Source organism: Microbacterium sp. F2E (genome assembly GCF_020905435.1).
Taxonomy (GTDB): domain Bacteria; phylum Actinomycetota; class Actinomycetes; order Actinomycetales; family Microbacteriaceae; genus Microbacterium; species Microbacterium lacticum.
In genome coordinates, this window is sequence record NZ_JAJJIB010000004.1 from 44,891 (window position 1) to 61,647 (window position 16,757).

Consider the following 16,757-nt stretch of genomic DNA (forward strand, 5'->3'; position numbering starts at 1 on the left):
GGCGAAACACAGGAGCCGGACGCCCGGGCATCCGCTTAGCCTCGTCGCATGAGCGAGTTGAACCTGCCTGTCCTCGACCTGTCGCTGCTCGACCAGGGGCCCGACGCCGCGGCATCCTTCCGCGAACAGCTGCGCGCGGCGACGCACGACGTCGGGTTCTTCTACCTGACCGGCACGGGCGTCACGCCCGAGCTCGAGGCGCGCCTGCACCGCACGGCGCGGGAGTTCTTCGAGCTCGACGAGGCCGACAAACTCGCGATCGAGAACGTGAACAGTCCCCAGTTCCGCGGATACACGCGCGTCGGCGGCGAGCGCACGCAGGGCGAGATCGACTGGCGCGAGCAGATCGACATCGGGCCCGAGCGCGACGCGGTGACGGATGCCGAGGCGCCCGACTTCGCCCGGCTGATCGGACCGAACCTGTGGCCGGCGGCGCAGCCGGAGCTGCGCGACGTCGCGACCGAATGGCAGGAGCACCTCGCGGGCGTCGCCCGCAAGCTCCTGCGCGCGTGGGCGCTCGCGCTCGGCGCGCCCGAGACGTACTTCGACGAGCACTTCGGCGAGCCGGCGACGCTGCTGAAGATCGTCCGCTACCCCGGATCGCGCGAGGCGGAGCCCGTCCAGGGCGTCGGTGCGCACAAGGACTCAGGCGTGCTGACGCTGCTCTGGGTCGAGCCCGGCAAGGGCGGCCTGCAGGTGCAGCGGGGCGGCGAATGGGTGGACGCACCGTCGGTGCCGGGCGCCTTCGTCGTCAACATCGGCGAGATGCTCGAGTATGCGACCGGCGGCTACCTCATCGCGACGAACCATCGCGTCGTCTCGCCGCGCTACCCGGATGACCGCATCTCGGTGCCGTACTTCTTCAACCCGGCGCTCGATGCCCGGCTGCCGCTGATCGAGCTGCCCCCCGAGCTCGCCGCGCAGGCCCGCGGCGTGACGCGGGACCCGACGAACCCAATCCACGCCCTCTACGGCGAGAACGCCCTGAAGTCGCGCCTGCGCGCCCACCCCGACGTGGCCGAGCGCTGGCACGCCGACCTCGTCGCCGCCCGCGCCTAGGCATCCGAGGACGACGAGAGCCGCCCCACACCGTGGGGCGGCTCTCCAAGAATGTTTCGCGCGATTGAACGCTAGACGCTGATGCTCAGCGACGCAGGCCCAGACGCTCGATGAGCGACCGGTAGCGGTTGATGTCGATGTCCTGGAGGTAACCCAGGAGGCGACGACGCTGACCGACCAGGAGGAACAGACCACGACGCGAGTGGTGGTCGTGCTTGTGCTCCTTGAGGTGCTCGGTGAGGTCCTTGATGCGCTGCGTCAGCATCGCGACCTGCACCTCGGGGGATCCGGTGTCACCGGGGTGCGTCGCGTACTCTTCGATGATCGCCTTCTTGACGTCTGCTTCCAGTGCCATAGGTGATCCCCTCTCTCCTTGTTGCGCGGCGCCCGACGCCTGATGCGTGGGCTCTCTTTATCCGCGGCCGATCCAACGGCAACCTGAAGAGTCTACCAGCGCCGACACCACCCGCGGAACTCGTAGGCTCGATGGGTGCCGCATCCGACCCGCGACGACCCGCGCACCCGCCGGCGTGCGCTGCCGCGCCTGCGACGCGACCACTTCATCGACCTCCGCCCGTTCCGGGTGAGCCCCGCCTTCGCGCGCCTCTGGGTCGGGTCGACCCTCGCCGGGCTCGGCGGCCAGCTCACGATCGTCGCGGTCATGCTGCACGTCTACGAGCTCACCGGCGACACGTTCGCCGTGTCGATGGTCGCGGTCGTCGGGCTCGTCCCGATGATCATCGCGGGCCTGTACGGAGGGATGCTGGCGGATGCCTTCGACCGCCGCCTCGTCGCGCTGATCGCGGCATCCGTGACCTTCGTCTCCACGCTGCTGCTCGCGATCCTCGCCTGGTCGGGGCACGAGAGCGTCGGGTGGCTGTTCGCCCTGTCGGCGGTGAACTCCGCGGCGAACTCGATCGTGGGGGCGACGAAGTCGGCGATCACGCCGCGACTGCTCCCCCGCGAGCTGCTCCCGGCCGCCGCGGCCCTGCAGGGCATCACGGTCGGGATCATGGTGATGGCGGGCCCCGCGCTCGCGGGCGTGCTCGTCGCATTCACGGGCTACGCGTGGACCTACTCGATCGACGTCGTGCTCATGACGAGCCTGTTCCTGGGCCTGTGGACCCTCCCCCACATCCGCCCGGAGGGCGAGATCGTGCGGCCGGGCCTGGAGTCGCTGCGCGACGGGATGCGATTCCTGAAGCGCGCCCCGAACATCCGCCTGCAGTACATCCTCGACATCACGGCGATGACCTTCGGTCACCCGATCGCGCTCTTCCCCGCGATCGGCGCCGTGCTGCTCGGCGGCGGCCCGATCACGACGGGCGCCCTCACCGCCTCGATCGCGGCGGGGGCGTTCGCGTCGAGCCTCTTCTCCGGCCCGATCGGACGGTACCGCTGGCACGGCATCGGCATCCAGCGCTCGATCCAGGTGTTCGGTATGGCGACCGCCGTGTTCGGCCTCGTGCTCGCGGCCGGCGCGCTCGGCTGGTTCGCGCCGGAGCGCGTCGACGAGTCGCACGCCAACATCGCGCTGATCGTGCTGGCGATGATCACGCTCGCGGTCACCGGCGCCGCCGACAACGTCAGCGCAATCTACCGTTCCACGATGATGCAGGCCGCCGTCCCCGACACGATGCGCGGGCGCCTGCAGGGCGTGTTCATGGTCGTCGTCGCGGGCGGTCCGCGCGTCGGCGCGCTCTACGCGGGCACGCTCGCGACGCTCACCGCCCTGTGGGTTCCCTCGCTCGTCGGCGGCCTCGTCATCGTCGCGCTCGTCGGCGTGCTGGTGCGGCTGAACCCGGGCTTCCGCGCGTATGACGCGGAGCATCCGACCCCGTAGCCGCAGCAGCGCCGCAACGGAGGCCCGCGAAGACGACGGAAGCGGATGCCGCATGCGCAGCATCCGCTTCCGGGTACCGGCCCAGGGGCCGGCGGTGATCAGGCCTGGATCGAGCCCTGCAGGTCGAGGGTGATCGTGACGTCCTTGCCGACGAGCACGCCGCCCGACTCGAGCGCGGCGTTCCAGGTGAGGCCGAAGTCCTCGCGGTTGACGACGGTCTTGGCCGTCGCGCCGGCCTTGTAGTTGCCGTAGGGGTCGGTGCCGAATCCGCCGAACTCGAGCTCGAACGTGACGGGCTTGGTGACGCCGTGCATCGTGAGGTCGCCGTCGACGAGGAAGTCGCCCTTCTCGTAGCGGACGCCCGTGGAGACGAAGTCGATCGTCGGGTAGGTCTCGACGTCGAAGAAGTCGGCCGAGCGCAGGTGGTTGTCACGGTTCTCGTCGTTCGTCGAGATCGACGCGGCGTCGACCGACGCGGTGACGGTCGCCTCGAGCGGGTTGGCGGGAGCGGTGATCGTGGCGCTCTTCAGGCCGAATTCGCCGCGCACCTTCGAGATCATCATGTGGCGGAGGCTGAACGTGACCTCGCTGTGCGAGGGGTCGAGCACCCAGGTGCCCGCCTTGTAGCCGGGAACGTCGACGGTGCTGGTGGAGTCGGTCATGTGTCTTCCTTCACGAAAACGGGAGATGGTCTGCAGGGGGCCAACGCCCACCTGCAGACCATCTATTCCCACGAATATAAATATTCTCCGAACGGTCAGCCGACGGCGAGCAGATCGATGATGAAGATCAGCGTCTTGCCGCCGAGGAAGTGGCCACCGGCGGGGCCGTAGGCCAGGTGCGGCGGGATGATCAGTTCGCGACGGCCGCCGACCTTCATACCGGGGATGCCGTCCTGCCAGCCCTGGATGAGGCCGCGCAGCGGGAACTGGATCGACTCGCCACGACCCCACGACGAGTCGAACTCCTCGCCGGAGTCGTACTCGACGCCGGCGTAGTGCACGGTGACGGTGTCGCCCGGCTTCGCCTCTGCGCCGTCACCGACGATGATGTCGCGGATGACCAGCTCGGAGGGAGCGGGGCCGGAGGGGGCGTCGAACTCGGGCTTGGAGCGCTCTTCAGTCATGGCATCCATCCAAGCACGGATGCGGTGCGGATGCCCGGGTGTCGCCGATCCTTGACACGCTCGGAACGCGCCGCGACAATGGGGGCAGACCAGCTCAGCGCTCGGGAGTCACGCAGGCATCGCCGCGGCACCGGGCGCTGAGTTTCGTCCAGGGCGGCACCTTGTCCAGGGCGGCACCTTGTCCGGGGCGGCGGCTGGCTCAGGCGAACAGCGCGGCGCGCGCGGCGACGGTGCGGCCGAGGCGGGCGCGCTCGTCGGCCACGGCGCCGGGGTCTCGGCCCGTGCTGGCACGCTGTCGCGCCGCGGCGAGCGAGGTGGCCTCGGCGATGAACGTCTTCATCTGCCGTGAACGGTCGCCCGGCAGCGTGCGCGCCCACGCGGTCGCGCGACGGCGCCCCGATCCGGTCGCGAGCAGGTCGACCTCGGCGGGCGTGAACCATCCCGCCTGCGCGTACTCGCCGAGCCGCTGCCGCGTGAGACGCGCCTCCTCGCGCCGCAGCGCGATGAATCCCAGCACGAACGCGATGAACAGCGGCACCTGCAGCGTGATGTACAGGTGGAAGAAGTCGGCGAACAGGGCCGACCCGTTCCACAGCGCGTGGAGCGCCGCGGCGCAGAGCATGCCCACGAGCCCCGCCCCGGCGGCGGCGCGCACCGTCGCCCCCGCGCGCGCGGCGCGGCCGATCGCGTAGCCGGTGACCGCGGTGAACATCACGTGCGCGAAGGGCGAGAGGATGCCCCGGAGGACGAACGTGAAGGCGGTCTCCGAGAGGCCGCCCTCGATGAGGCTCGTCGCGAAGTAGAGGATGTTCTCGGTGAACGCGAACCCCGCCCCGACGAGCGCGCCGTAGACGACGCCGTCGACAGGCCCGTCGAACGCACGGCGCCCGAACACGAAGACGAGGAAGACGCCGAGACCCTTGGCGAACTCCTCGACGAGCGGCGCCTGCACCACCGACGAGAACGCGTCGCGGGCGGCGTCGTCGGGCGGGGCCGGCGCCAGGGCATCCAGGGCGATATCGACGCCGAGGGCGATCGCGACGGCCGCGATGGCACCCCAGGCGAGGGCGAACACGACGAGCGAGGCGGGTTCGGGCTCCCACCGGTCGGCGGCGCGCACCGCCAGCAGCACGACCGTGAGCGGGATCAGCGCGAGCACCATTCCTACCGCCGACGCGACGACGCCGAGGTAGGTGAGGAGGTACGCGACGAGGCCGATCAGCAGCACGACGAGCACCGCCATCTCCCAGATCGGAGCCGACATCCCCCGTCCTTCGCTCCGCCCGCCGCGCGGGGCGGTGGCGCCGATCGCCGCCGGCGAGACCGGCGCCGGAGGGATCGGATCGGTCACGACGGGGCTCGATGCGTACGCGCCGTTCCCCGGTCGCCTCCGTTCGTCCATGCGGCTCAGCCTAAGGCGCGGCGGCTAGCCTGGGGCCATGCGTTTCGCCCACATCCGCCCGCCCGGCTCGACGGATGCCGAGCTCGCCGTCGTGCAGGAGGGCACGGCCGCACTCGTCGGCGACCTCTTCCCCGGCGCACCGCGACGGCTGCAGGCGCTCATCGACGGCGGCGACGAGCTGCTCGCGCGCGTGCGCTCCGCCGCGGCGGGCGTCACCGGCATCCCGCTCGACCAGGTGAGCTACGGACCGGCCGTCGACGCGCCGCCGGTGGTGCTCGCGATCGGCCTGAACTACGCCGCGCACTCGAGCGAGCTGGGCCTCAAGGCCGACTCGGCGCCGACCGTGTTCGTGCTGTGGCCGAACTCGCTCTCCGCGCACGAGGAGACGACCGTCTGGCCGCGCACGCTCAGCGAGTCGATCGACTACGAGGCCGAGCTGGGCGTCGTGATCGGCCGCGCCGCGAAGGACGTCGCGCCGGCCGACGCGCTCGCGCACGTGTGGGGATACACCGTCGTCAACGACATCACGGCGCGGGACATCCAGTTCTCCGAGGCGCAGTGGTCGCGGTGCAAGTCGTTCGACGGGTTCACCCCGAACGGCCCGTTCGTCGTCACCGCCGACGAGATCGGCGACCCCGGCGACCTGCACATCTGGGCCGTCGTCGACGGGCAGACGGTGCAGGATGCCTCGACGAGCCAGATGATCCGCTCCGTCCCGGCGCTCGTGGCGAGCCTCTCCCGCTCGGCGACGCTGCTGCCGGGAACGCTCATCTCGACCGGCAGCCCCGGCGGCGCGGGCTACTCGCGCGACCCGCAGATCTTCCTCCGCGACCGCTCCACCGTGACGGTCGGCGTCGACGGCATCGGCGAACTCACGACGCACTGCCGGGTGCTCGGCTGAGACGCCGAAGGCGCCGACCCCTCGACGATGTCGGGGATGTCGGCGCCTTCAGGTCACCGTGCGGATCCGTGCGGATCAGCGGTTCGACTGCTCCAGGACCTCCTGGCAGGAGAGGTCGACGCCCCACACCTGCACGACGGCGGTCGGGTCGTTGAGGCAGGTCGTCGCGGCGTTCAGTGACGGCACGATCACCGCGAAGATGACGATGAGACCGACGACCACCGAGATCGCGCCGATGATGATCGCGGCGATCGCGAAGCCGTTGCCCCGGCCGGCCTTCTTCGACTGCACGAGCGCGACGATGCCGAGGATGAGACCGAGCAGACCGAAGAAGAACGAGACGATGAACGCCACGATGCCGAGGGTCTTGCCGGGCACCGTGCCGCCATCGGCCGCGCCGTTGTACGCGGGCGCGGCGTTGTAGGCGGGCGCACTGTAGGCGGGCGCCGCGTTCTGACCGTAGGCGGGCGCCGCCGGCGGCTGGGTCGTCGGGGCGTACTCGCCGTATGCGGGCTGTGCCGGCTGCGCGGGCGGGGTCGGCTGCGCGCCGCCCTGGTTCGCGGGCGGCGTGGCGTCGGGGGTGTTGGGGTCCGTCATGTCGGCCTCCTGGGTTGCGGAAAATCGCGCCGGTGTCCCGGCCCTCCGACGCTATCGGTCCGTCGCCGCCCGTGCCAGCGCCCGCGCCGTCAGCTCTCGACGAGGTTCTCGGCCGGCTGGATCACCGGGATCGCCTGCGTGATCGCCTCCAACCCCGACAGCCGCGCCGGCGAGAGCTGCTTGTCCACCTCTTCGCGGGTCATGAGCCCCGCCTCCACGACGAGGTCGCCGACGTTGCGGTGGGTCAGCAGCGCGGTCTTGGCGAGGGCGGCGGATGCCGCGTAGCCGATGAAGGGGGTGAGCGCCGTCACGACGCCGACCGACGAGCCGACCATCGCCCCCAGGCGGTCCCGGTTGGCGGTGATGCCGTCGACGCAGTGCACGCGGAGGGTGCGCATCGCCCGGCGCATCCAGGTGATCGACTGGAAGATCGAGTGCGCGATGATCGGCTCGAAGGCGTTCAACTGCAGCTGCCCGGCCTCGGAGGCCATCGTCACGGTGAGGTCGGCGCCGGCGACCGAGAAGGCGACCTGGTTCACGACCTCGGGGATCACCGGGTTGACCTTGCCTGGCATGATGGACGACCCCGCCTGCTGCGCGGGCAGGTTGATCTCGCCGAGCCCGGCCTGCGGTCCCGAGGAGAGCAGCCGCAGGTCGTTGCAGATCTTCGACAGCTTCATCGCGTTGCGCTTGAGGGTCGACGAGAACGACATGAACGACCCGGTGTCGCTCGTCGCCTCGACGAGGTCGTCGGCGGTGACGAGGTCGAGGCCGGTGATCTCGCGCAGGTGCGCGAGCACCGCGGGGGCGTAGCCCGGGTGGGTCGTGATGCCCGTGCCGATCGCGGTCGCGCCCATGTTGATCTCGAACATGAGGTTCGCGTTCTCGGTGAGACGCTGGTGGTCGTAGCCGAGCGTCGTGGCGAAGCCGTGGAACTCCTGCCCGAGGGTCATCGGCACGGCGTCCTGCAGCTGCGTGCGCCCGATCTTGAGGATGTCGTGGAACTCAACGGCCTTGCCCATGAACGACTGCTTCAGCAGATCGAGCTCTTCGAGGAGCGTGACGAGGTCGAGGCTCAGGCCGATCTTCACGGCCGTCGGGTAGACGTCGTTGGTCGACTGCGAGCGGTTCGTGTGGTCGATCGGCGAGAGGAAGGCGTAGTCGCCCTTCTGCCGGCCCGCCATCTCGAGGGCGATGTTGGTGATGACCTCGTTGGCGTTCATGTTGGTCGACGTGCCGGCGCCGCCCTGCACGACGCCGACGACGAACTGATCGTGGAACTCGCCGTCGATCACCCGCTGCGCGGCCCGGTCGATGAGGTCGGCGAGGGCCGGGTCGAGCACGCCGATCTGCCGGTTCGCGCGGGCGGAGGCCTGCTTGACCATCGCGAGCGCCTTGACGAGATCACGGTAGACCGAGATCGGGCGCATGGAGATGGGGAAGTTCTCCAGAGCGCGGGCGGTGTGGATGCCCCAGTAGGCATCGGCGGGAATCTCCATGGATCCCAGGGAGTCGGTCTCGGTGCGCGTCGCTGCGTCCTGTGCCATGAGTGCTGTCCTTGTGGGTCGTCGCCTCGGATGGGTCCCCCCGAGCCTAACCCCGCCGACCCCGCACCTCGCTGTACGTCGTGTACGACGTGATGCGGGGACGCTCCGCCGCGGCGGAGGCGTTCGGCGGCCGCGCGCCTCCGTGGCCCCGCGGCGCCTCCGTGGCCCTGCGGCGCCTCAGTGGCCCTGCGGCCGGCGCGTCAGCGGTTGACGGCGGACATGTCCGCGTAGCGGTCGCCGACGGGTGCGGCGACCGCGTCGAGCTCCGCGAGCTGCGCCGGCGTGAGCACGAGCGCGTCGGCTCCGATGTTCTCCTCCAGTCGCTCGAGGCGGCGTGTGCCGGGGATGGGCGCGATCCCCTCCCCCTGCGCCAGCAGCCAGGCCAGCGCGACCTGCGCGGGCGTCGCCCCGGCCTCGGCCGCGACACGCTCGATCACCTCGACGATGGCCAGGTTGGCATCCAGGGCGCCGTCGGCGAACCGCGGGTTACTGCGGCGGAAGTCCTTCTCGTCGAGCGTGTCGACCGAGCGGATCGCGCCGGTGAGGAAGCCGCGGCCGAGCGGCGAGTACGGCACGAAGCCGATGCCGAGCTCACGGAGGGCGGGCAGCAGCTCCGTCTCGGGGTCACGCGTCCAGAGCGAGTACTCGGTCTGGACGGCGGTGACCGGGTGCACGGCGTGCGCTCGGCGGATCGTCGCGACGGATGCCTCGGACAGGCCGTATCCGCGGATCTTCCCCTCCGCGATCAGCTCGGCGAGCGCGCCGACGGTCTCCTCGATCGGCACCGCCGGGTCCGTCCGGTGCTGGTAGTACAGTTCGATCCGGTCGGTGCGGAGGCGCCGCAGCGAGCCCTCGACCGCGAGACGGACGTTCGCTGGGGAGCCGTCGAGGCCGGCAGGACGACGTTGGCGGCGCGCGCACGATCCTCGGCGCCCTCGACCGCGGTGTCACGCTCCTCGACGCGGCCAGTCAAGCGGGTTTGCGCGAAAAGGCCTCCATGCGCTCGTCGGGGCTGAGCGCCGCCATCCGCTCGAGCCATTCCGCGGAGAAGAACTCGGCCGTCTCGGCCTCGCCGACCGGCACGACGGCGTGGGTGATCGTGTCGTCGTAGACGTGCACGAGATGGAACGACTGCCCGGCATCCATGCCGTTGACCTCTGCGGGCGGGCGCTGCAGGTTCATCGTGTAGCAGGTGGCGGATGCCACGCTCACCGGCACCCCCGCGAACGTGCCCGACGTCGAGTAGTGCAGGTGCCCGGCGAGGATCGCGCGCACGTCGGTGCCCGCGATGACGCCGGCGAGCGCGTCCTGATGGCGGAGCTCGAGGATGTCGAAGAACGGGATGTGGCTCGGCAGCGGCGGGTGGTGGAGGGCCAGGATCGTGCCGAGCGGGGCGGGTTCGGCGAGCACGCCGCGGAGCCACTCGAGCTGGCCCGGGTCGAGGTCGCCGTGATGCCACCCGGGCACCGTCGAGTCGAGCGCGATCAAACGCAGGCCGTCGAGGTCCCACACCCCCGTCACCGGCTCCTCGGTGGGCGCGGCGCCCAGGAGTGCGGCGCGCAGCGCGGGCCGCTCGTCGTGGTTTCCGGCCACCCACACGAGCGGTGCCCCGAGGCGGGCGGCGAACGGCTCGACCTCGGCGCGCAGGGCCGCGTAGGCCTCGGGCTCGCCGAGGTCGGTGAGGTCTCCGGTGAAGACGATCGCATCGGGGCGGACGCCGGTGCGCTCGACCGCCGCGAGGGTGGCGGTGAGGTTCGCGGCGGTGTCGTAGCGGCCTCCGAGGGGCCGATTGCCGGCGAGCAGGTGCGTATCGCTGAGGTGGACGATCACGCGCCGCGCCGGCGGATGCTGACCGAACTGCGGGTGCGCCGAGACCATGGCCTCAGCCTAGGCCGACACCGCGACACTCACTTGACGACGATGAGCGCGAGGCCCGCCAGCACCGCGAGCGCGCACATCGTGAACGACGCGTACGCGCCCACCAGCGCCGCCTGCTTCTGCGCGTCGGTGAGCGGGCTCTTCTTGGCGGCGTTGGCCGCCGCCTTCGCCGCGCGGCGCGCATCCTTCTCGCTGATCACGGTGATCGCGTCGGTGAACTCCGCCGGCGCGACGACCGGCGCCCGGCCCGCGCGCACGAGCAGCCGCAGGCCCATCGCGTAGAAGCCGACCACCAGGAGCGCGCCGATCAGGGCGGCGACGAACACCTGCACGAATGCGAACCAGTCGACCTCGATGCTCATCGCTGGGATCCCTTCCCCTCGCTGCCATGTTCGGAGCCACTGCGTTCCGCCCCGCGCCGATCGTCGGCGACCCGGCGGGCATCCGCCTTGGCCTGCTGCTTCTCGCGGGCCTTCTGCTGCTTGCGCTCCGCCTTCGCGCGGGCCTCGGCCTCGGCCTTCAGCCGCGCCTCCTCGCGCGCGATCGCGCGCTGGCGGCGGGTTGGCGGGGCCTTGCGCGGCACCTTGACCGCGTGGCCCGAGTCGGCGACTTCGCTCATCGCGTTGCCGGCGTCGACCTGGTCGCGGCGCGAGCGCAGGAAGAGGCCCACGATGACGATGACCGCGAGCACGGCGTCGATGAGGATGCCCCACGGGCCGAACCATACGACGAGGAGCGCCGCCAACGCGCCGACCGCGGCGGAGGCGGGCAGGGTCAGCACCCAGCCGACCGCGATGCGCCCGACCGTCCCCCAGCGCACCGTCGATCCGCGGCGGCCGAGACCCGAGCCGATCACCGAGCCCGAGGCGACCTGCGTCGTCGAGAGGGCGAAGCCGAGCGCGCTCGAGGCGAGGATCGTGGCGGCCGTGGAGGTCTCGGCCGAGAAGCCCTGCGCGGGCTTGACGTCGGTGAGCCCCTTACCGAGGGTGCGGATGATGCGCCAGCCGCCCATGTACGTGCCGAGCGCGATCGTGAACGCGCACGCGAAGATCACCCAGGTCTGGGGATCGGCGTGCGAGACATCCTGCCAACCGACCATGATGAGGGCGAGGGTGATGACGCCCATCGTCTTCTGCGCGTCGTTGGTGCCGTGCGCGAGGGCGACGAGGGATGAGGTGAAGATCTGGCCCCAGCGGAACCCGTCGCGGCCGTCGGGCTTGTTGTCGTAGCGGCGGGTGATCGCGTAGGCGAGGCGGGTCGCGAGGAAGGCGATCACCCCGGCCGTGAACGGGGCGATGAGCGCGGGCAGCACGACCTTGCTCAGCACCATGCCGAAATCGATCGCCTGCGCGCTCGCGCCGACGAGCGTGGCGCCGATCAGGCCGCCGAACAGCGCGTGCGACGAGCTGGAGGGAAGGCCCAGCAGCCAGGTGAGCATGTTCCAGACGATCGCACCGATGAGCCCGGCGAAGATGATCGGGAGGAAGTCGATCGGTGTGATCTGGTCTTCGCGGATGATCCCGTGCGAGATGGTCTTGGAGACCTCCGTCGACAGGAACGCGCCGACGAGGTTGAGACTCGCGGCGAGCATGACGGCGACCTTGGGCTTGAGCGCACCGGTTGCGATCGGCGTCGCCATGGCGTTCGCCGTGTCGTGGAAGCCGTTGGTGAAGTCGAAGAAGAGCGCCAGCACGATCACCAGCACGACGATGAGGGCAGCGGTTTCCACAGTTCGCTTTCGTCGGGAGAGAGGAAAAAGGGAGCCGACGGAATCGGCGGTGCGAACGAAGAGTTCACCGTGGGTTCATGCTCCGGCAACCGGACCTCAGAAATCTTCGCACATCGCGGCGTGTCTGCGGGACGCGGGAGCCGGAGCAAACGGCCCCCGCACCCCGGCGTCGACTAGCGTGGAAGGGTGAGCAGCGCCCCTCTCGGCGGCAGCGCGGGACCCCGCGCCGTCGTCCACCCGACCACCCGCACGCATCACGGCGACGACGTCGTCGACGACTACGAGTGGCTGCGCGCCAAAGAGGACCCCGCCGTGATCGCCCACCTCGAGGCCGAGAACGCCTACACCGAGGCCCGCACGGCGCACCTCGCCCCGCTCCGCCAGCGGATCTTCGAGGAGATCCGCTCGCGCACCCTCGAGACCGACCTGTCGGTGCCCACCCGGCAGGGCGAGTGGTGGTACTACGGCCGCACGGTCGAGGGGCAGCAGTACGGCATCCACTGCCGCGCACCGCTCGCCTCCCCGGAGGACTGGACTCCCCCGGCGCTGACGCCCGGCGTCGACGTGCCCGGCGAGCAGGTGCTGCTCGACGGCAACGAGGCCGCGGCCGGCCACGAGTTCTTCTCGCTCGGCAGCTTCGACGTCTCCACCGACGGCACCCGGCTGCTGTACGGCGTCGACGTCGAGGGCGACGAGCGCTACTCACTGCGCGTGCGCGACCTCGCCACCGGCGCCGACCTCGACGACGTCGTCGAGAACACCTCCGCGGGCGCCTGCTTCTCGCCCGACGGCCGGTTCGTGGTCTACACGACGATGGACGACGCCTGGCGGCCCGACTCGGTATGGCTGCACGAGGTGGGAACGGATGCCACCGCGGACGTCCGCCTCTTCCACGAACCCGACGAACGGTACTGGGTCGGGGCGGGCTTCACCCGCAGCGAGCACTACCTCGTGATCGACGTGGGCTCCTCCATCACGACCGAGGAATACCTCGTGCCGGCATCCGACCTCCGCACGCCGCCCCGCTCGATCTGGCCGCGCCGCGAAGGGGTCGAGTACTCCGCGACCCACGCCGTCGTCGGCGGCGAGGACGTGCTCTATATCGTGCACAACGACGGCGCGCTCGACTTCGAGCTCGTCCGCGTCGCGGCCGACGACCCGACCGGGCCGCGCACCGTCATCTCGGCGCACGAGCCCGGGCGGCGGCTTCTCGACGTGTCGGCGTTCCGCGACTGGGCGGTCGTGTCGTACCGCCGCGAGGGGCTCGCGCGCCTCGGCATCCTCTCCTACGAGACCGGCGCGATCGACGAGCTCGACTTCGACGAAGAGCTCTACGCGGCCGGCGCGGGCGGCAACCCCGAGTGGGCGACGCCGATCGTGCGCCTCGGCTACGGCTCGTTCATCACGCCCGGCACCGTCTACGACTACGTCGTGGCGACCGGCGAGTTCCTGCTGCGCAAGCGGCAGCCCGTGCTCGGCGGCTACTCGCCCTCCGACTACGCGCAGCGCCGCGAGTGGGTGGCCGCCGACGACGGCACCCGCGTGCCGGTGTCGCTCGTCTGGAAGCGCTCGTTCGGCGAGCCCGGCGCGGGTGAGCCGCGCCCGGTGCACCTGTACGGATACGGCTCGTACGAGCACTCCATCGAACCGGGGTTCTCGGTGGCGCGGCTGTCGATGCTCGACCGCGGCGTCGTGTTCGCGATCGCGCACGTCCGCGGCGGCGGCGAGTTGGGGCGGCAGTGGTACGAGGACGGCAAGCTCGGAAGAAAGCGCAACACGTTCACCGACTTCGTCGCGGTGGCGCGGCACCTCGTGGCATCCGGCGTCACCTCTCCCTCGCGGCTGGTCGCCGAGGGCGGCTCGGCGGGCGGCCTGCTGATGGGCGCCGTCGCGAACCTCGCACCGGAGCTGTTCGCCGGCATCCTCGCCGACGTGCCGTTCGTGGATGCCCTGACGACGATCCTCGACCCGTCGCTGCCGCTCACGGTGATCGAGTGGGATGAGTGGGGCGACCCGCTGCACGACCCGTCGGTCTACGAGTACATGAAGACGTACACGCCGTACGAGAACGTGCGCGAGGGGGTCGACTACCCGCGGATCCTCGCGACGACCTCGCTCAACGACACCCGGGTGTACTACGTCGAGCCGGCGAAGTGGGTCGCGCGCCTGCGCGCGGTGGGAGCGGACGCGCTGCTCAAGTGCGAGATGGTCGCCGGACACGGCGGCGTCTCGGGCCGCTACAACGCCTGGCACCAGCGCGCGTTCGAGCTGGCGTGGCTGCTCGACGTGCTCGGCCTCGCCGAGGACTGAGTCCGGGGCATCCGCTTCGCCTGGCCCGGTGGCTGCGTGGGGCATGTGGCGGTGGTGTGGAGCATCACCGAGGCAGGAGATCTCACGGAGGCAGGATGCCTCGGGGTGGTTTCGTCCTGCGCCGGTGATTTGTCCTGCGCCGGTGATGCGCGGCGAGGCGGGATCAGCGCAGCGCCGACGTCAGGTGGCGCTGCTGCGCGAGGGCCGTGGCGATCGTCGCGACGACCTCGTCGGGGTGGAAGAGGAGCTGCACGAGGTCGAAGCGCAGCACCGTGTAGCCGAGCAGCACGAGGCGCGCGTCGGCGCGGAGGTCGCGTCGACGATCGGCACCTTGATGGTGCGCGAAGCCGTCGAGCTGCACGACCAGCCGCTCCCCGATGAGCCCGTCGACCGGATGCCCGTCGATCCACACCTGCTGGCGCACCTCCACACCCAGCCCGCGCATGAGCACGACGAAGCGCGTCTCGAGCCCCGAATCGGACAGGACGGATGCCAGTGCTGCTAGCTGCTGCGCAGATCCCCGCCACCGCACGCCGGTGAGCACTCCCGGCTGCACGGCGCCCTTCCGGAGCGCCGACTCCCACACGCACAGCGCGTCGGCGGGCGCGGCGCACCCCGCGACGTGCGCGAGGACGTTGATGACGGGCTCGATCAGGGTGGTGCGGGCGACCGGCATCGGCGCGACTCCCCAGTGCAGGCGCACGCCGGTCGGGTCGCGCCGGGCGGCCGTCGGCGGCACCGAGAGGTGGAGCTCGTCGTGCGCGGGCGTCCACAGCCCCGCCCGCGCGGCCGCCGTGAGGCAGGTGACGCGCGCGCCGAGCGCCGCCGCCTGTCGGAGCACCGGATCGGCGCCGGCGAGCGCCAACCACGACCGCCGCTCCCAGTGCGCGGCGCCCCCGCGGACCGCCTGGCGGATGCCATGGGTCGTGAAGCCGGCGTCGCGGAGAGCCGTCGTGTGGGCGATCCCGCCCCGGGCGTGCAGCCAGGCGACGAGCTCTGCGTGCGATCTCATGCCCGCCAGCATCGCGCGGAGCTCTCGCCCGTGGGACGCGATCGGCGCGATCGGTGGAGAACCCTGGCATCCACCCGCCTGGGGAGGAGGCGCCGGCCCCCACGCGACGCCACATCACCCCACGCCACATCACCCCACGCCACATCACCGAGGCAGGACAAATCACGAAGGCAGGACGGATCCGGTGGATTCCGTCCTGCCACGGTGATTTGTCCTGCGTCCGTGACGCGCGAGCGTCACCCGAAGAGCGCGGCGGCCTCTTCGTAGCGGTACAGCGGCACGGTGTTGAGCTCGCCGAGCGCGTCCTCGAACGGCACGCGCACGATGTCGGTGCCCTTGAGCGAGACCATCTGGCCCCAGGCCTCTTCCGCGACGACGTCGGCCGCGTGCAGGCCCAGCCGCGTCGCGAGCACGCGGTCGAAGGCCGACGGCGAGCCGCCGCGCTGGATGTGGCCGAGCACGGTCGCACGCGTCTCGATGCCCGTGATGCGCTCGATCTCGGGCGCGAGGATCTCGCTGATGCCGCCCAGGCGCGGGCGGTTGAAGGCGTCGAGCCCCTTGTCGCTGTAGGCCTCGTCCATGCCGGTGAGGGTGAAGCCCTCCGACACGACGACGAGCGGCGCGCGGCCGCGGTCGTGGGCCTTCTGCACCTGCGCGGTGATCTCGTCGATCGACATCGGCACCTCGGGGATGCAGATCACGTGCGCGCCCGCGGCGATGCCCGAGTGCAGCGCGATCCACCCAACGTGGCGACCCATGACCTCGGCGACCATGCAGCGCTGGTGCGAGTCGCCGGTCGTGCGCAGGCGGTCCATCGCCTCGGTGGCGATGTTGACGGCGGTGTCGAAACCGAACGAGTAATCGGTCGCGCGCAGGTCGTTGTCGATCGTCTTCGGCACGCCCATGACGTTGATGCCGTCGTTGTAGAGGCGGTTCGCCGCCGCAAGCGTGCCCTCGCCGCCGATCGCGATGATGCCGTCGATGTGGTGGCGGTACAGCGTCGCCTTGATGTTCTCGGCGCCGCCGCGCGGGCCCTCGTAGGGGTTCGTCCGCGAGGTGCCGAGGATCGTGCCGCCGACCTTTGAGAGCCCCCTCACCTCGTGGCGCGTCAGCGGGAAGAAATCACCGTCGACGACGCCGCGCCACCCGTCGCGGATGCCGACGAACTCGATGTTGTAGGTCGTGGTGCCCTTGAGGACCACGGCGCGGATGACCGCGTTCAGGCCGGGGCAGTCGCCGCCGCTGGTGAGGATGCCGATCTTCATGTGGGGATCCTTCGGTTGGATGTCGCTGGGGATGTCAGGGGCGTCGGTGCCTCTGTCGACACTATCGCCGGAACGGGCGCGGATGCCA

General features: G+C 70.9%; 15 protein-coding genes and 1 pseudogene. 4 read left to right on the top strand and 12 right to left on the bottom strand.

The features are described 5' to 3' along the window. Positions 1–48 precede the first annotated feature (48 nt). Complete coding sequence (locus LOK55_RS04700) at positions 49–1,059, top strand: isopenicillin N synthase family oxygenase (RefSeq protein WP_229934453.1); 1,011 nt, start codon at positions 49–51, stop codon at positions 1,057–1,059. Positions 1,060–1,144: 85 nt separating this feature from the next. On the opposite strand, the gene rpsO is transcribed toward LOK55_RS04700, so the two are convergent. Continuing rightward, complete coding sequence (gene rpsO, locus LOK55_RS04705) at positions 1,145–1,414, bottom strand: 30S ribosomal protein S15 (RefSeq protein WP_005048780.1); 270 nt, start codon at positions 1,412–1,414, stop codon at positions 1,145–1,147. 135 nt (positions 1,415–1,549) lie between these two features. On the opposite strand from rpsO, the gene LOK55_RS04710 reads away from it, so the two are divergent. Continuing rightward, positions 1,550–2,902: an MFS transporter gene (locus tag LOK55_RS04710; protein WP_374107618.1), complete on the top strand. Its 1,353-nt coding sequence runs from the start codon at positions 1,550–1,552 to the stop codon at positions 2,900–2,902. Between the two features lie 98 nt (positions 2,903–3,000). Here LOK55_RS04710 and LOK55_RS04715 read toward each other — a convergent pair whose 3' ends face one another. From LOK55_RS04715 to LOK55_RS04725, 3 genes are all read right to left on the bottom strand, one after another. Next, entirely contained in the window at positions 3,001–3,564 is a 564-nt protein-coding gene (locus tag LOK55_RS04715; RefSeq protein ID WP_229934454.1) for a YceI family protein, read from the bottom strand. Positions 3,565–3,659: 95 nt separating this feature from the next. Beyond that, positions 3,660–4,028, bottom strand: coding sequence for an FKBP-type peptidyl-prolyl cis-trans isomerase (locus LOK55_RS04720; protein ID WP_229934455.1), 369 nt, complete (start codon positions 4,026–4,028; stop codon positions 3,660–3,662). A 199-nt stretch (positions 4,029–4,227) separates the two neighbouring features. Beyond that, the gene (locus tag LOK55_RS04725; RefSeq protein WP_229934456.1) at positions 4,228–5,292 is read right to left on the bottom strand and encodes a PrsW family intramembrane metalloprotease; all 1,065 of its coding nucleotides are present in this window, start codon (positions 5,290–5,292) and stop codon (positions 4,228–4,230) included. Between the two features lie 175 nt (positions 5,293–5,467). On the opposite strand from LOK55_RS04725, the gene LOK55_RS04730 reads away from it, so the two are divergent. Further along, positions 5,468–6,331 carry a fumarylacetoacetate hydrolase family protein gene (locus LOK55_RS04730; RefSeq protein ID WP_196323861.1) on the top strand — a complete coding sequence of 288 codons (864 nt, stop codon included), beginning with the start codon at positions 5,468–5,470 and terminating at the stop codon, positions 6,329–6,331. Between the two features lie 75 nt (positions 6,332–6,406). Here the strand turns inward: LOK55_RS04730 and LOK55_RS04735 are convergent, their stop codons facing one another. The 6 genes and pseudogenes from LOK55_RS04735 to LOK55_RS04760 all read right to left on the bottom strand — a co-directional run bounded on the left by LOK55_RS04735 (position 6,407) and on the right by LOK55_RS04760 (position 12,082). Beyond that, positions 6,407–6,928 carry a DUF4190 domain-containing protein gene (locus LOK55_RS04735; protein WP_229934457.1) on the bottom strand — a complete coding sequence of 174 codons (522 nt, stop codon included), beginning with the start codon at positions 6,926–6,928 and terminating at the stop codon, positions 6,407–6,409. An 89-nt stretch (positions 6,929–7,017) separates the two neighbouring features. Next, positions 7,018–8,475: an aspartate ammonia-lyase gene (locus LOK55_RS04740; protein ID WP_229934458.1), complete on the bottom strand. Its 1,458-nt coding sequence runs from the start codon at positions 8,473–8,475 to the stop codon at positions 7,018–7,020. Positions 8,476–8,675: 200 nt separating this feature from the next. Next, positions 8,676–9,371 (bottom strand): annotated as a pseudogene (locus LOK55_RS04745) (aldo/keto reductase); the annotation flags it as partial. Positions 9,372–9,444: 73 nt separating this feature from the next. Next, the gene (locus tag LOK55_RS04750; RefSeq protein WP_229934459.1) at positions 9,445–10,353 is read right to left on the bottom strand and encodes a metallophosphoesterase; all 909 of its coding nucleotides are present in this window, start codon (positions 10,351–10,353) and stop codon (positions 9,445–9,447) included. Between the two features lie 29 nt (positions 10,354–10,382). After that, positions 10,383–10,715 carry a peptidase gene (locus tag LOK55_RS04755; RefSeq protein ID WP_229934460.1) on the bottom strand — a complete coding sequence of 111 codons (333 nt, stop codon included), beginning with the start codon at positions 10,713–10,715 and terminating at the stop codon, positions 10,383–10,385. Beyond that, positions 10,712–12,082 carry an inorganic phosphate transporter gene (locus LOK55_RS04760; protein ID WP_229934461.1) on the bottom strand — a complete coding sequence of 457 codons (1,371 nt, stop codon included), beginning with the start codon at positions 12,080–12,082 and terminating at the stop codon, positions 10,712–10,714. Before LOK55_RS04760 ends, LOK55_RS04755 begins: the two co-directional genes overlap by 4 nt. A 186-nt stretch (positions 12,083–12,268) precedes the next feature. Between LOK55_RS04760 and LOK55_RS04765 the strand changes: the two genes are divergently transcribed. Next, a complete protein-coding gene (locus LOK55_RS04765) occupies positions 12,269–14,392 on the top strand; it encodes a S9 family peptidase (protein WP_229934462.1) in 2,124 nt (707 codons plus the stop codon). Positions 14,393–14,555: 163 nt separating this feature from the next. On the opposite strand, the gene LOK55_RS04770 is transcribed toward LOK55_RS04765, so the two are convergent. Both LOK55_RS04770 and LOK55_RS04775 read right to left on the bottom strand, forming a co-directional pair. Beyond that, the gene (locus LOK55_RS04770; RefSeq protein ID WP_196323868.1) at positions 14,556–15,404 is read right to left on the bottom strand and encodes an endonuclease domain-containing protein; all 849 of its coding nucleotides are present in this window, start codon (positions 15,402–15,404) and stop codon (positions 14,556–14,558) included. Between the two features lie 236 nt (positions 15,405–15,640). Continuing rightward, positions 15,641–16,669, bottom strand: coding sequence for a 6-phosphofructokinase (locus LOK55_RS04775; RefSeq protein ID WP_229934463.1), 1,029 nt, complete (start codon positions 16,667–16,669; stop codon positions 15,641–15,643). Positions 16,670–16,757: the final 88 nt, after the last annotated feature.